This window comes from Achromobacter sp. 2789STDY5608615 (assembly GCF_001298995.1).
In the GTDB taxonomy this organism is placed as follows: Bacteria; Pseudomonadota; Gammaproteobacteria; order Burkholderiales; family Burkholderiaceae_B; genus Achromobacter; species Achromobacter insuavis.
The window spans coordinates 93917-107076 of record NZ_CYTY01000021.1 but is presented as its reverse complement, the minus strand read 5'-3'; the positions used below and the strand labels follow the sequence as shown (position 1 = coordinate 107076).

Sequence of the window (13160 nt, the reverse complement as noted above, 5' to 3'; positions counted from 1 at the left end):
CCCCCCGCCCCCACAGGAAAAGCCCCCCCCCCCAGAACAGAGTATCCTTGCACCCTATCCCCAAAGAACCCCCAAAGCATCAAAAGAAATGACAGCATCCCTCCCCACCTGGCCCTATTCCCGCCACATCGCCCACCGCGGCGGCGGCCGCCTGGCCCCGGAGAACACCCTCGCCGCCATGCGCGTCGGCGCCGAACACGGCTTCACCATGTTCGAATACGACGTCAAGCTCAGCCGCGACAACGTCCTCGTCCTGATGCATGACGACGACGTCGACCGCACCTCCAACGGCCACGGTCCCGCCGCCGCCAAGACCTTCAGCGAACTGGCGCAACTGGACTTCGGCAGCTGGCACTCCGCCGCCTACGCCGGCGAACCCCTGCCCACCTTCGCCGCCGTGGCCCGCTACACCGTCGCCAACGGCATCGCCAGCAACGTCGAGATCAAGCCCTGCCCCGGCCGCGAGGCCGAGACCGGCGCCGCCGTCGCCCTGGCCGCCCGCGAGCTGTGGCAAGGCGCCGCCGTGGCCCCGCTGCTGTCGTCCTTCGCCGAGGAAGCCCTGCAGGCAGCCAAGGACGCCGCGCCCGAGCTGCCGCGCGCCCTGCTGGTCGAAAAGGTGCCGGCCGACTGGCTCGACCGCCTGGTCAAGTACGACTGTGTCGCCCTGAACATCAACCAGAAGGACGCCACGCGCGAACTGATCGACGCCGTGCACGCCGCCGGCTACCGCATCGCCGCCTGGACCGTCAACGACCCCGAGCGCGCGCCTGCTGCTGGACTGGGGCATCGACGGCATTTTCACCGACGAACTGGCCGCCATCCGGCCGGCCGCCTGAGGCCCCCGCCCCGTGTTCAGCTATCGCCACGCCTTCCACGCCGGCAACCATGCCGACGTGCTCAAGCACGCCATCCTGGTCCACACCCTGGACTACTTCAACCGCAAGGACGCGCCCTACTGGGTCATCGACACCCACGCCGGCGCCGGCCTCTACAGCCTGGACAGCGACTGGGCCGCCAAGACCTCGGAGTTCGCCGACGGCATCGGCCGCCTGTGGGAACGCGACGACCTGCCGCCCCTGCTGGCCGACTACGTCGCCCGCATCCGCGCCTTCAACACCAACGGCCGCCTCAAGCGCTACCCCGGCTCGCCCTGGCTGACGCTGGACGCGCTGCGTCCGTCCGACCGCCTGCGGCTGTTCGAAATGCACCCGACCGAGATCGACACCCTGGTCGGCAACCTCGAACACATGGACCGCACCGCGCAGCGCCAGACCACCATCTACGGCGACGACGGCTTCGAGGGCGTCAAGGCCCTGCTGCCGCCGCCGACGCGCCGCGGCATGGTGCTGATCGACCCGTCCTATGAAGACAAGAACGACTACCGCCGCACGCTGATCACCGTCAAGGAATGCGTCAAGCGCTTCGCCACCGGCACCATCGCCGTCTGGTATCCGCTGGTGCAGCGGCGCGAGGCCAGCGAAATGGCGCGCCACTTCGAGAACCTCAAGGTCAAGAGCTGGCTGCACGCCACCCTCACGGTCAAGAAGGCCACCATCGACGGCTATGGCCTGCATGGCAGCGGCATGTTCCTGATCAACCCGCCCTGGGCGCTGCACGACGCCCTCAAGCAGACCATGCCCTACCTGGCGCGCGAACTCGGCCAGGACGAGCGCGCGAGCTTCACGCTGCAGTACCGCGAGAATCCGTTCCCCGTGCCGAAGAAGCAGTCGGACGACTGATCACCGACCAGCACCGCACTTAAAAAAGCCCGGCCCCGTGTCGCGAAACACGGGGCCGGGCTTTTTCATGGTGGACGCAAGCGCCGCGCTCAGGGCTCGCCCACGACGGTCATGCGCCATATCGCCAGGCCGCGCACCAGGATCTCGCCCGCCTCCTCGATGTGCGCCTCGAGCAGCCGACAGGCCCGCTCGACCTCGCCCTGGCGCACCGCGTCGAGCAATTCCAGGTGCTCGCGCTGCGAGCCCGGATCCCACGCCACGCACGATGCCGTCACATGCATGTAGCGCGTGCGCGATTCATGCAGCATGTCAATCGTCGCCAATAGTCGCGGCATCGCGCACGGCCGGTACAGCGCCTCGTGGAAGGCGCGGTTGGCCGCCTCCCAGTCGCGCATGTCGCGCGCCTTGTCGCCCGCGTCGATCGCGGCCTGCGCCCGCGCCAGGTCGCCGGCGCTCATCGCCGCCATCGCGTGGCGCAGGGCCAGCGATTCCAGCGCGCCGCGCATGCGCGTGATCTCCACGATCGAGGCCTCGTCCAGCGAGCTCACCCGCACGCCCTTGCGCGGCTCGCTAACCAGCAGTCCGCGCGCCTCGACCCGGCGGAACGCCTCGCGCACCGGCACATGGCTGGCGCCGAACTCGGCCGCCAGCGCGTCCTGGCCCACCCGCTCGCCGGGGCGCAGCTGGCCGGTGATGATGCGTTCGACCAGCGTGCGCGCGATGCGTCCGGGCAAGGTGTCGTCATCGTCGCGCGACGCGCCGTGGGCCAAGGTCATGCCGCCTCCCGCGCCTGCCACAGCGGGCCGCAGGCGGACTGCGTGGCGGCGGCCAGGCTGCCGTCCGCGACCCGCGCGCGCAACTGCGCGAGGTCGTCATGGAGCCAGCGGTCGTCGCCGAGCATGGCCGGCACCACCGCCCGCACCGCCGCCCAGGCCGCGGCCGTGCCCGCGCCGACAGGATAGGCGGCCAGGTCGGGCTCGGCCAGATCCAGGGCCTGCGCGGCCAGCAGCAGCTCGACGGCCACCACCGCCTGGGTGTTCTCGACCACGGTGCGGGTGCGGCGCGCGGCGAAACACGAGTTGCTGATGTGGTCTTCGGTATTGCCCTTGGCCGGCAGGCTGGTGGCGCTGGCCGGGCCGCACAGGCCCATGTTTTCCAGCACCAGCCCGGTCCCCATGCTCTGCGCCACCGAAAAGCCGGTATTGATGCCGGGCCGCTGCGCGATCAGATTGGCCGGCAGGCCGAAGTTGCAGGCCGGATCGACCAGCCGCGCGCTGCGGCGGTCGCAGATCGCCGACAGGTCGGCCACCGCCAGCGCCAGCAGATCCATGGCCTGGGCGATGTACTGCCCGTGGAAGTGCCCGCCCGAAACGATGGCGTAGCCCGCGTCTTCCGGAAAGATCAGCGGATTGTCGGTGGCGCTGTTCATTTCGGTGGCGAGGATGCCGTCGACGTAGTCCAGCGCGTCCAGCACCGGCCCGTAGACCTGCGGCACGCAACGCAGCGAATAGACGTCCTGGATGCGCGGCGCCAGCGGCGGCGCGTGCGGCGTGCCGGCCTGCGCCGGATCGAGCCCCGGCGTGCCGCGCAGGCGCACCTGCCGGGCCGGCTCGGTGCAGCGCCGGCTGCCCGCCACCAGCTGACGGATCGCCGCGGCCACCCGCCGCTGGCCGCGATGCGGGCGCGCCAGCATGACGCGATCCTCGAAACACGAGAGTTCGCCGCGCAGCGCCTCCAACGTCATGGCCATCGACACGGTGGCGCTGCCCAGCAGCTCGCGCGCGTCATGCGCGGCCAGCACCGCATAGGCAAGCGAGGCGGTCGCGCCATTGATCAACGCCGTCGCGTCCTTGGCCTGCACGTCCATCGTGGGCGCCATGCCGGCCTGCTCGAAGGCGCGCGCGGCGGGCATCGCCTCGCCCCGGTAGGTGACGCGCGATTCCGGCAGGCCCATCAGGGCGCCGCTCATCAGGGCCAGCGGCGCCAGGTCGCCGCTGGCGCCGACGCTGCCCTTGGACGGCACCACCGGCGTGATGCCGTGATTGAGCATGGCGATGAGCCGGTCGATGATCGCGACCCGCACGCCGGAATGGTTGCTGGCGAAGGCATTCACCCGCAGCGCCATCATGGCGCGCACCACCTCGTCCGGCATCGGCTCGCCCGTGCCCGCCGAATGCGAGCGCACCAGGCTGGCCTGGAACGTGGCGATCTCGGCCGGCGCGATGCGCTGGCTCTTGAGCGCCCCCACGCCGGTGTTGAAGGCGTACATCAGCGGCGCGGCATCGTTGAGCCAGTGCGCTTCGATGTAGCCGCGGGTCGCGTCCAGGGCCTGGCGGGCGGAGTCAGCCAGGGCGACGGTCGCTCCGCCGCGCGCGATGGCGCCAACGTCCTCGGCGCGCAGATGCGCGCCGTCCAGCGTGATGACGGGAGTGTTCATGGGCGAGGGCTAAAGTGGTTTTTATAGATTATCTATAAAATTTCCCGGCGTGACAAGAAATCCACACGGTTCCTCCGTCGCCCCGAGGCCTGGCGCCCCGTCAGCCGGGCCGCCCTCTTCCGCGCATCGGCCCAGGACGCAAAAAAGGCTGCCCAAAAGGGCAGCCTTTTCCACGCCTTGATACCCTCAGGCCGCGGCGTCTTCCGCTTCCACCTGGCGCAGCGCCTCCTGCGCCCGCGCCAGCTTGGCGGCGGCATCGCGCAGCGCGGTGCGCAGGCCTTCCTCGATGACCGGATGGTAGAACGGCATTTCCAGCATGCGCGCCACGGTCAGCTCCTGCTGCACGGCCCAGGCCAGCAGATGGCCGATGTGCTCGGCGCTGGGGCCGACCATTTCCGCACCCAGGAAGCGGCCGCTGGCAATATCGGCGTACACGTGCAGCAGGCCGCGGTTCTTCAGCATCACCCGCGAACGGCCCTGGTCGCCGAAATCGACCTCGCCCGTCACGAAGGTGCCCGGCGTCAGGCGGGCATGGCCCTGCCCGGCCAGCGCGATCTGCGGGTCCGAGAACACCACCGCCAGCGGCGCGCGCCGCAGACCCTGGCGCACCTCGGGGTAGCGCGCGGCGTTCTCGCCGGCGATGCGGCCTTCGTCGGCCGCTTCGTGCAGCAGCGGTGCGTCGGCGTTGGCGTCGCCGGCGATGAAGATCGCCGACTCGCCCGCCTGCATGGTGTCGCGGTCGAACAGCGGCACGCCCTGCGCGTTCAGCTGCAGCGAGGTGTTCTCCAGGCCCAGGCCGTCCACGTTGGGACGGCGGCCGGTGGCCACCAGCGCGTAGTCGAAGCGCTCGGTGCGTTCGGTGTTGTCCAGCGCCACGTAGCGCACCTCGACCTCGTCGCCGACGCGCTGCGTTTCCAGCACGCGCGCATCCGGATCCAGGTAGAACTCCTGCTGGAAGATCTTGCGGGCGCTGTGGCGCACCTGCGGATCGCTGATGCCGCCCAGGCTGCCGCTGACGCCGAACACGCGCACCTCGACGCCCAGCCGCGCCAGCGCCTGGCCCAGCTCCAGCCCGATCACGCCGGGGCCGAACACCGCCACGCGGCGCGGCAGGTCATCCCAGGCGAACACGTCGTCATTGAGCACCAAGCGGTCGCCCAGCGCGCGGAACGGCGGCGGCACCGACGGCCGCGAACCGGTCGCGATCACCACGCGGGACGCGTGGATCTCGGTGTGGTCATCGACCCGCAGCACCGTGTCCGATTCAAAGCGGGCATAGCCGCGGATCTTGTCTTCGGCCGGGATGTTCTCCACGCCCTCGAGCACGAAGCCGACGAAACGGTCGCGCTCGCGCTTGACGCGGTCCATCACCTCTTCGCCGTTGACCGTGACCTCGCCCTCGACGTGCACCCCGAACGGCACGGTGTGCGCCGCCTGGTGGGCCGCTTCGGCGGCGGCGATCAGCAGCTTGGACGGCATGCAGCCGACCCGGGCGCAGGTGGTGCCATAGGGACCGCCTTCGATCAGCAGCGCGCGCTTGCCCGCGGCCTTGGCGGCGCGATAGGCGGCCAGGCCGGCGGTGCCGGCGCCCAGGACGGCGATATCGGTGTGCAGAGTCTTCATGAGTGGGATCCCCCGGTGTAGCGTGGAGCAAAAGTGTCGAAAGCGGATTCCGCCTTGTTGCGCACCCTCGGGACGAACGCCGTCCCGCGGCGCCCGGTCGGGGCCGCTCGAAGATGCGGAAAAAGGGAAGCCGGCGAGCCGGGCCGCCAGCGGCGGCCCGGCGCGGAAAGGAGCGCGGCGCGCCCCCTTCCCGGCCAGCATCAGGCGAAGTGCGCCTTCAGGTCGTCCAGGCCGCCGATCAGCGAACCGTTGATGAACACCTGCGGAGCGGTGCCCTTGCCGGACACGGCGCCGATCACGCGGCCGCGGACCTTGTTCTCCAGCGGAATCTCGATCGGGGCATAGCCCTTGTCTTCGAGCAGCGCCTTGGCTTCCACGCAGAACGGGCAGCCGGGCTTGGAGAACACCACCACCTGGTCGGGCTTCTTGGCCGTCGGGGCGAAGTGGGCGAGCATGGTGTCGGCGTCCGACACTTCAAACGGGTCGCCTTCCTTTTCGGGCTCGATGAACATCTTCTGCACCACGCCGTCCTTGACGAGCATGGAGTAGCGCCAGCTGCGCTTGCCGAAGCCCAGGTCGCTCTTGTCGACCAGCATGCCCATGCCGGCGGTGAATTCACCGTTGCCGTCGGGCAGCAGCGTGATGTTGGCCGATTCCTGGTCCTTGGCCCATTCGTTCATGACGAAGGTGTCGTTGACCGACACGCAGACGATGCTGTCGACGCCGGCCGCGGCGAAGGCCGGGGCCAGTTCGTTGTAGCGCGGCAGGTGGGTCGACGAGCAGGTCGGCGTGAAAGCGCCGGGAAGCGAAAAGACCACGACCGTCTTGTTCTTGAACAGGTCGTCGGTCGTGACCTTTTTCCAGGTGTTGCCCTCGCGGACGGGGAACGTTACGTTGGGAACACGTTGGCCTTCACGGTTTTGCAGCATTCAATCTCTCCTTGGGGTAGCGGGGTTGTTTAACCACCATGGAAAGAATGATAAACGGCAGCTATCAATTATTCAAATTTAATTAACTTAATTGATTAATAGTTTTTGGCAATAACAAAATTACCGCCGCCAGTCGTTGCCTATCATACGCCCGGCGGCGGCCGGCCGTCACACGCGCTGCGGCTCGTAGCCGGCGTCGCGGATCGCGGCCTCGACCTTGTCGGCCTGGTCGGTGCCGCTGATGGTGACGCGATGCGTGGGCAGGTCCACCGCCACGCTGGCGCCCGGCGCCGCCGCCGTCACCGCGCCGGTGATGGTCTTGACGCAGTGGCCGCAGGTCATGTCGAGGACTTGGAATTCGATGCTCATGGTGTTCTCCGTGGGGATCAGGGGGATTGCCGCACCGCTTCCGGTGCCAGCTCAACCCCAGCTTAGACCTTCCCATTATAGGAAGGTCAAGCGTAGAATAATCCTTGACCTTCCCACAATGGGAAGGATGAAACTGGGGCCTTCCTACCTCAACCGAGACTGCCATGAGCGTTGCCAACCCTTCCGTCGAGCTCGAACTTGCCATCGAAGGCATGACCTGCGCGTCCTGCGTGAAGCGCGTGGAAAAGGCCCTGACCCGTGTACCGGGCGTGGCCCAGGCCCAGGTCAACCTGGCCACCGAACGCGCGTTGGTGGCCTACGACCCGGCCGCGGCCCAACCCGACGCCCTGGTCGAGGCCGTCGTCAAGATGGGCTACGAAGCCCGCCCCATCGTCGCGCAGGACGACCACGCCGAACGCCAATCCGAAGCGCGCGACGCCGAGGCGCAGCGCCTGCGCCACGCCTTCATCGCCGCGCTGGCGCTGACGCTGCCGGTGTTCGCGCTGGAAATGGGATCGCACCTGATTCCCGCCATGCACCACTGGGTCATGGCGACCATTGGCCAGCAGAACAGCTGGCTGCTGCAATTCGTGCTGACCACCGCCGTGCTGGCGTGGCCCGGCCGCCACTTCTTCAGCAAGGGGCTGACCGCGCTGTGGCGCCGCGCGCCGGAAATGAACTCGCTGGTGGCGCTGGGCGCCGGCGCCGCCTGGGGCTATTCGGTGGTGGCGACCTTCGCGCCCGAGTGGCTGCCGGAAGCGGCCCGCAACGTCTATTACGAAGCGGCGGCGGTGATCGTCACGCTGATCCTGCTGGGCCGCACGCTGGAAGCGCGCGCCAAGGGCAAGACCGGCGCGGCCATCAAGCGCCTCATCGGCCTGCAACCGCGCACCGCGCGCGTCATGCGCGACGGCCAGCCGCAGGATATCGCCATCGAACAGGTGCGCAAGGGCGACATCGTGATGGTGCGCCCCGGCGAAAAGATCCCGCTGGACGGCGAGATCATCGAGGGCGGCTCGTACGTCGACGAATCGATGCTGACGGGCGAACCCGTGCCGGTCGAAAAGCAGCCCGGCATGCAGGCCACCGGCGGCACGCTCAACACCTCGGGCAGCTTCACCCTGCGCGTCACCCACACCGGCGCCGACACCATGCTGGCGCGCATCATCCGCATGGTCGAGGCGGCCCAGGGCGCGCGCCTGCCGATCCAGGCGCTGGTCGACCAGGTCACCGCCTGGTTCGTGCCGGCCGTGATGGGCATGGCCCTCCTGACCTTCCTGGCCTGGTTCTTCCTCGGCCCGACGCCGGCGCTGTCGCATGCGCTGGTTAACGCCGTGGCCGTGCTGATCATCGCCTGCCCGTGCGCCATGGGCCTGGCCACGCCGACCTCGATCATGGTCGGCACCGGCCGCGCCGCCGACATGGGCGTGCTGTTCCGCCAGGGCGACGCGCTGCAGACGCTGCGCGACGTGCAGGTGGTGGCGTTCGACAAGACCGGCACGCTGACGCTGGGCAAGCCGACCCTGACCGAACTGGAACCGGCCGCCGGCTTCCGTGATGCGGACGTGCTGCAGTGGGTCGCGTCGGCGCAGGCGCGCTCCGAGCACCCGATCGCGCTGGCGATCGTGGCGGCCGCGGCCGAACGCCAGATCGAACTGCTGCCGGCCGAAGGCTTCGCCGCCATCACCGGCGCCGGGGTCGAGGCCAGCGTGGCCGGCAAGCGCGTGCTGGCCGGCGCCGATCGCCTGATGGCCGAGCGCGGCGTGGATGTCAGCGCCTTCGGCCAGCGCGCCGAGCAATGGGGCAACGAGGGCAAGACGCCGATCTACGTCGCCATCGACGGCCGGGCCGCCGCCATGATCGCGGTGACCGATCCGGTCAAGCCGTCGGCCGTGGACGCGATCGCGGCGCTGCACGCGCAGGGCCTGAAGACCGCCATGATCACCGGCGACAACCGCCACACGGCGCAGGCCGTGGCGCGCCAGCTGGGCATCGATGAAGTGCGCGCCGAGGTGCTGCCCGACGGCAAGGTCGAGGCCATCGCCGCGCTGCGCGCCGGCGGCCGCAAGCTGGCCTTCGTCGGCGACGGCATCAACGACGCGCCGGCGCTGGCCGCGGCCGACACCGGCATCGCCATCGGCACCGGCACCGACGTCGCCATCGAGGCCGCCTCGGTGGTGCTGATGGCCGACGACCTGCACGGCGTGCCCAACGCCATCGCGCTCAGCCGCGCCACGCTGGCCAACATCCGCCAGAACCTGTTCTGGGCCTTCGCCTACAACGCCGCGCTGATTCCGCTGGCGGCGGGCGCGCTGTACCCCGCGTACGGCCTGTCGCTGTCGCCGATCTTCGCGGCCGGCGCCATGGCGCTGTCCAGCGTGTTCGTGCTGGGCAACGCGCTGCGCCTGAAGACCTTCCGCCCGCGCGCCGCGCACTGACGCGCCGGCCCACCAGGAGAACCCACATGAACATCGGACAAGCGGCACAGGAATCGGGCATCTCGGCCAAGATGATCCGCTACTACGAAAGCATCGGCCTGATCGGCCCGGCGCTGCGCAAGGACTCGGGCTACCGCGTCTACAGCGAGCACGACCTGCACACGCTGCGCTTCGTGCGGCGCGCGCGCGACCTGGGCTTCTCGGTGGAGCAGATGAACGAGCTGCTGGCGCTGTGGCGCGACCGCAGCCGCGCCAGCGCCGACGTCAAGCGCATCGCGCTCGAACACGTGGCCGAACTGGAGCGCAAGGCCTGCGCCCTGCGCGACATGGCGGCCACGCTCAAGCACCTGGCGCACAACTGCCATGGCGACGACCGGCCCGACTGCCCCATCCTTGAAAACCTGGGGCGGTCCCAGTAAGAACAAGGGCAAGCCATCTGGCTTGCCCTTTTTTTGCGCCAGGCCGGACGAGGTCCCTGCCCGGCCGCGTCCCGCCTGGTCTTGTCAGGCCTGGCCTTGCGCCGCGGCCTCGGCCTCGGCGGCCACCCGGGCATGATAGGCATCGGTCGCCGCCTGCTTGGCCGCGGCCTTCTCGGCGGCCGCCGCCGCTTTCTCCGCTTGCGCGGCCGCGACGTCGGCGGCCTGCTGCAGCGCGCGCTGGCGGGCGTTTTCCTGCACTTCCAGCACGCCGGCGGCGTCCAGCGACTCGAACACCGCGATCGATTCGACGTGCCCGGTGTGCGGGAACATGTTGATCACGCCCGCGCTCTTGAGCAGGTAGCCGCCCTCGTGCACCAGGATGGATGCGTCGCGCGCCAGCGTGGCCGGATTACAGGACACGTAGACGATGCGGCGCGGCCGTTCCTCGGGCGTCAATTGCGACAGGGCCTGCGAGACGGCGTGCGCGCCTTCGCGCGGCGGGTCGATCAGCATGCGGTCGAAGAAACCCAGGCCGCGCAGCCATTCGACATCAACCTCGAACAGGTTGAGCGTGGCGAAGCGGGTGCGGTCGCCCAGCCCGTGGCGCGCGGCGGCCTCGTAGGCGCGGTCGGTCAGCGCCTTGCTGCCCTCGACGCCCACGGCCTCGCGGCCCTGCGTGGCCAGCGGCAGCGTGAAGTTGCCCAGGCCACAGAACAGGTCGGCGACGCGGTCGGTCGGCTGCACGTCCAGCAGCTTGAGCGCGCGCGACACCATGGCGCGGTTGATGGCGTGGTTGACCTGGGTGAAGTCAGTCGGCCGGTACGGCATGCGCAAGCCGAACTCGGGCATGGTGTAGGTCAGCGCGTCGCGGTGCTCGGGCACCAGCGGGTGGACCGTGTCCGGGCCCTTGGGCTGCAGCCACCACTGCACGCCGTGCTTGTCGGCGAAGGCCCGCAGGATGGCGATGTCGTTGTCCGTCAGCGGCAGCAGATGGCGCAGCACCAGCGCGGTCACGCCGTCGCCCAGCGACACCTCCACCTGCGGCAGGCGGTCGGGCGCGGACATCGACGCGATCATGGCGCGCAGCGGCATCAGCAGGTCGCTGACGTGGCGCGGCAGCACATGGCATTCGCGCATGTCGGCCACGTAGCTGCTCTTGCGCTCGTGAAAGCCCACCAGCACCCCGCCCTTCTTGGGCACCACGCGCACCGACAGGCGGGCGCGGTAGCGGTAGCCCCAGGTCGGGCCGTGCAGCGGCGCCAGCACGCGCGCCGGACGCAGCTTGCCGACATGCCAGAAGGTGTCTTCGAGCGAGCGCTGCTTGATCGCCACCTGGGTGCTGGGTTCCAGGTGCTGCATGGCACAGCCGCCACAGACGCCGAAATGGGGGCAACGCGGCTCGACGCGCTGCGACGACGGACGCAGCACCTGATCGACCCGCGCGATTTCGTAGGACGGCTTGCGGCGCACGGTCGTGGCGGTGACCCGCTCGCCCGGCAAGGCGCCTTCCACGAACACGACCTTGCCGTCGCGGCGGGCGATGCCCCGGGCTTCCAGGTCCAGGGATTCGATACTCAAAACGTCAGACATCTCACGCAGTCCAGAAAATTCACGCAACCCGGCATTGTAAGAGGATTCGGCAGCGGCCCGCCCGCGCCCGAAAAAAAGGGGGACTTGCCGGAGACGGCCCGCCGGGCAGTCTCCATCAAGCCCCCCAAAGCCGGCGCCGGTCAGGACGCCGCCACGGATGGGAATCAGAACGAACGCGACACCGAGAACACCGCCCCCAGGCGGCCCGACGGATGGCCGTACTTGGTCGGCAGCCAGTTGTCCTTGGTGGCGCCCACCGCCGCCAGGCCCAGCACCCAGCCCTTCAGGTCCTTGGTCACGCCGACCTTGTAGTCGACGTAGTGGCCGATGGAATCGCCTTCCATGTTGACCTGGTTCTTGAGCTTCTGGTAACCGAGGTGGCCCACCAGGCCCCAGCCATCGCCCAGGTCGAAGTTGGCGGTGCCGTCCAGGTACCAGGTGCCCTTGCTGTCGGGCGTGCTGAAGAAGTCGCTGGGCGTGTAGGAATACTTGAGGGTGTAGTTGGCGTAGGTCGCGGCCAGGTACAGGTCGGTGTTGTTGTAGTTGCCGCCCTTGGGCGAGCTGGAGCCCGGATAGTAGTAGTGCAGCACGCCGGCATCGAGCGTGAAGTCGCCGCCGACGTCGCCCTTCCAGCCGCCGTAGAAGTCCATTTCCAGGTTGCCGTCGGTGAAGACGAAATTGGACACGTTGGAGTTCCAGTTGCCCAGGTAGAAACCGGAGCTGTGGGTCAGGTCGATGCCCAGCTGGGCCGCCGGCCGGAAATCGGTCTGCGAGTAGCCGCGGAAGCGGTAATCGCTCGCGATGGTGGCATTGCCGCTGAGCGAGAAACCGCCGCCCAGGTCGGTCGGTTCGGCCTGCGCCGTTGCGATGAGACAAGTGGCGAGCACAACGGGCAAGGCTAGCAACGTCTTCTTCATGGTGCGATGTCCTGATCGGATTTGACGAGGAGGAAGGCCGAAGGCGCATCCATCGGGCCGGTCCTGCAACGGCGGATGCCGGCTCCCTCCCCTTCAAGCAAGGTCCGTGCCAGGTTTCAATTGCGTCTCAACGGGCTGGCGCGGCGCTGAACGGGCATATCGGGCGCACCAAGGCGGTGCGCCACGCCGCGCGCGCAGGCGGCGGCGCATCAAAATGGGGCTGACGCCCCGTCATGGATCGCGGGACAAAAGAAAGACCCCGGCCCGCGCGGGCGGGTCGGGGTCGAGCGGCGCCGCCCGGGCTGGGCGGCCGTCAGGCGGCGGATCCTCCCGCCGCCTGACGCGAGCCTCAGTTGGCGGCCGGAGCGGCCGGCGGCGGCGGGGGCACCGCGCCCGGGGCGTTGCCCGGACCCTTGCCGTGACGGCCTTCCATCTTGGCGTGACGTTCCTGCATCTTGGCCTGGCGGTCCTTGAGCATCTGGGTCACCTGGGTGCGCTGGCCGTCGTTCAGGCTGTCCCACACGGCCAGCCACTGGTCGCGGACTTGCTTGGCCTGCGCGCCGAACTGGTCGCGCGACTTGTCGGATTGCTCGATCAGCGCGCGCGGGTCCAGCTTGCCGCTGTCCAGTTGCGCCTTGAGCAGGTCGTGGCGCTGGCCGCCGGAGGCGCGCATGGCCTCGTGCAGGCTGCGTTGGCCGT

General features: G+C 69.3%; 10 protein-coding genes and 2 pseudogenes. 4 read left to right on the top strand and 8 right to left on the bottom strand.

What is annotated here, in order from left to right; genetic code table 11:
- Nucleotides 1–88: 88 nt before the first annotated feature.
- Nucleotides 89–836, top strand: a pseudogene (ugpQ, locus tag AOZ49_RS31825) (glycerophosphodiester phosphodiesterase).
- Nucleotides 837–848: 12 nt separating this feature from the next.
- Entirely contained in the window at nt 849–1739 is an 891-nt protein-coding gene (locus tag AOZ49_RS19085; protein ID WP_054477124.1) for a 23S rRNA (adenine(2030)-N(6))-methyltransferase RlmJ, read from the top strand.
- 89 nt (nt 1740–1828) lie between these two features.
- On the opposite strand, the gene AOZ49_RS19080 is transcribed toward AOZ49_RS19085, so the two are convergent.
- The 5 genes from AOZ49_RS19080 to AOZ49_RS19060 form a co-directional block, all read right to left on the bottom strand.
- Nucleotides 1829–2515 (bottom strand): GntR family transcriptional regulator, encoded by a 687-nt coding sequence (locus AOZ49_RS19080; protein ID WP_054431366.1) that lies wholly within the window; start codon nt 2513–2515, stop codon nt 1829–1831.
- Nucleotides 2512–4176: an HAL/PAL/TAL family ammonia-lyase gene (hutH, locus tag AOZ49_RS19075; RefSeq protein ID WP_054477123.1), complete on the bottom strand. Its 1665-nt coding sequence runs from the start codon at nt 4174–4176 to the stop codon at nt 2512–2514. The genes AOZ49_RS19080 and hutH overlap by 4 nt, the downstream gene beginning before the upstream one ends.
- Nucleotides 4177–4362: 186 nt before the next feature.
- Complete coding sequence (locus AOZ49_RS19070) at nt 4363–5799, bottom strand: dihydrolipoyl dehydrogenase (protein ID WP_054477121.1); 1437 nt, start codon at nt 5797–5799, stop codon at nt 4363–4365.
- 200 nt (nt 5800–5999) lie between these two features.
- On the bottom strand, nt 6000–6728 hold the full coding sequence (locus AOZ49_RS19065) for a glutathione peroxidase (protein WP_006394714.1): 729 nt from the start codon (nt 6726–6728) through the stop codon (nt 6000–6002).
- Nucleotides 6729–6896: 168 nt separating this feature from the next.
- Entirely contained in the window at nt 6897–7097 is a 201-nt protein-coding gene (locus AOZ49_RS19060; RefSeq protein WP_006394713.1) for a heavy-metal-associated domain-containing protein, read from the bottom strand.
- 164 nt (nt 7098–7261) lie between these two features.
- Between AOZ49_RS19060 and AOZ49_RS19055 the strand changes: the two genes are divergently transcribed.
- Together AOZ49_RS19055 and cueR are read left to right on the top strand one after the other, a co-directional pair.
- Nucleotides 7262–9535, top strand: coding sequence for a heavy metal translocating P-type ATPase (locus AOZ49_RS19055; protein ID WP_054477120.1), 2274 nt, complete (start codon nt 7262–7264; stop codon nt 9533–9535).
- 26 nt (nt 9536–9561) lie between these two features.
- Nucleotides 9562–9954 carry a Cu(I)-responsive transcriptional regulator gene (cueR, locus tag AOZ49_RS19050; protein WP_020927477.1) on the top strand — a complete coding sequence of 131 codons (393 nt, stop codon included), beginning with the start codon at nt 9562–9564 and terminating at the stop codon, nt 9952–9954.
- 84 nt (nt 9955–10038) lie between these two features.
- Here cueR and rlmD read toward each other — a convergent pair whose 3' ends face one another.
- The 3 genes and pseudogenes from rlmD to AOZ49_RS19035 form a co-directional block, all read right to left on the bottom strand.
- Nucleotides 10039–11544, bottom strand: a complete 1506-nt coding sequence (gene rlmD / locus AOZ49_RS19045; RefSeq protein ID WP_054431361.1) for a 23S rRNA (uracil(1939)-C(5))-methyltransferase RlmD — start codon at nt 11542–11544, stop codon at nt 10039–10041.
- Between the two features lie 164 nt (nt 11545–11708).
- Entirely contained in the window at nt 11709–12461 is a 753-nt protein-coding gene (locus AOZ49_RS19040) for a TorF family putative porin (RefSeq protein ID WP_054477119.1), read from the bottom strand.
- Between the two features lie 349 nt (nt 12462–12810).
- Nucleotides 12811–13160 (bottom strand): annotated as a pseudogene (locus AOZ49_RS19035) (hypothetical protein); the annotation flags it as partial.

Bases quoted from the DNA above. Each gene is read 5' to 3' on its own strand.
- hutH (WP_054477123.1), bottom strand. From the start codon at position 4,176: ATGAACACTCCCGTCATCACGCTGGACGGCGCGCATCTGCGCGCCGAG.
- cueR (WP_020927477.1), top strand. From the start codon at position 9,562: ATGAACATCGGACAAGCGGCACAGGAATCGGGCATCTCGGCCAAGATG.
- AOZ49_RS19065 (WP_006394714.1), bottom strand. From the start codon at position 6,728: ATGCTGCAAAACCGTGAAGGCCAACGTGTTCCCAACGTAACGTTCCCC.
- AOZ49_RS19040 (WP_054477119.1), bottom strand. From the start codon at position 12,461: ATGAAGAAGACGTTGCTAGCCTTGCCCGTTGTGCTCGCCACTTGTCTC.
- AOZ49_RS19070 (WP_054477121.1), bottom strand. From the start codon at position 5,799: ATGAAGACTCTGCACACCGATATCGCCGTCCTGGGCGCCGGCACCGCC.
- rlmD (WP_054431361.1), bottom strand. From the start codon at position 11,544: ATGTCTGACGTTTTGAGTATCGAATCCCTGGACCTGGAAGCCCGGGGC.
- AOZ49_RS19060 (WP_006394713.1), bottom strand. From the start codon at position 7,097: ATGAGCATCGAATTCCAAGTCCTCGACATGACCTGCGGCCACTGCGTC.
- AOZ49_RS19080 (WP_054431366.1), bottom strand. From the start codon at position 2,515: ATGACCTTGGCCCACGGCGCGTCGCGCGACGATGACGACACCTTGCCC.
- AOZ49_RS19055 (WP_054477120.1), top strand. From the start codon at position 7,262: ATGAGCGTTGCCAACCCTTCCGTCGAGCTCGAACTTGCCATCGAAGGC.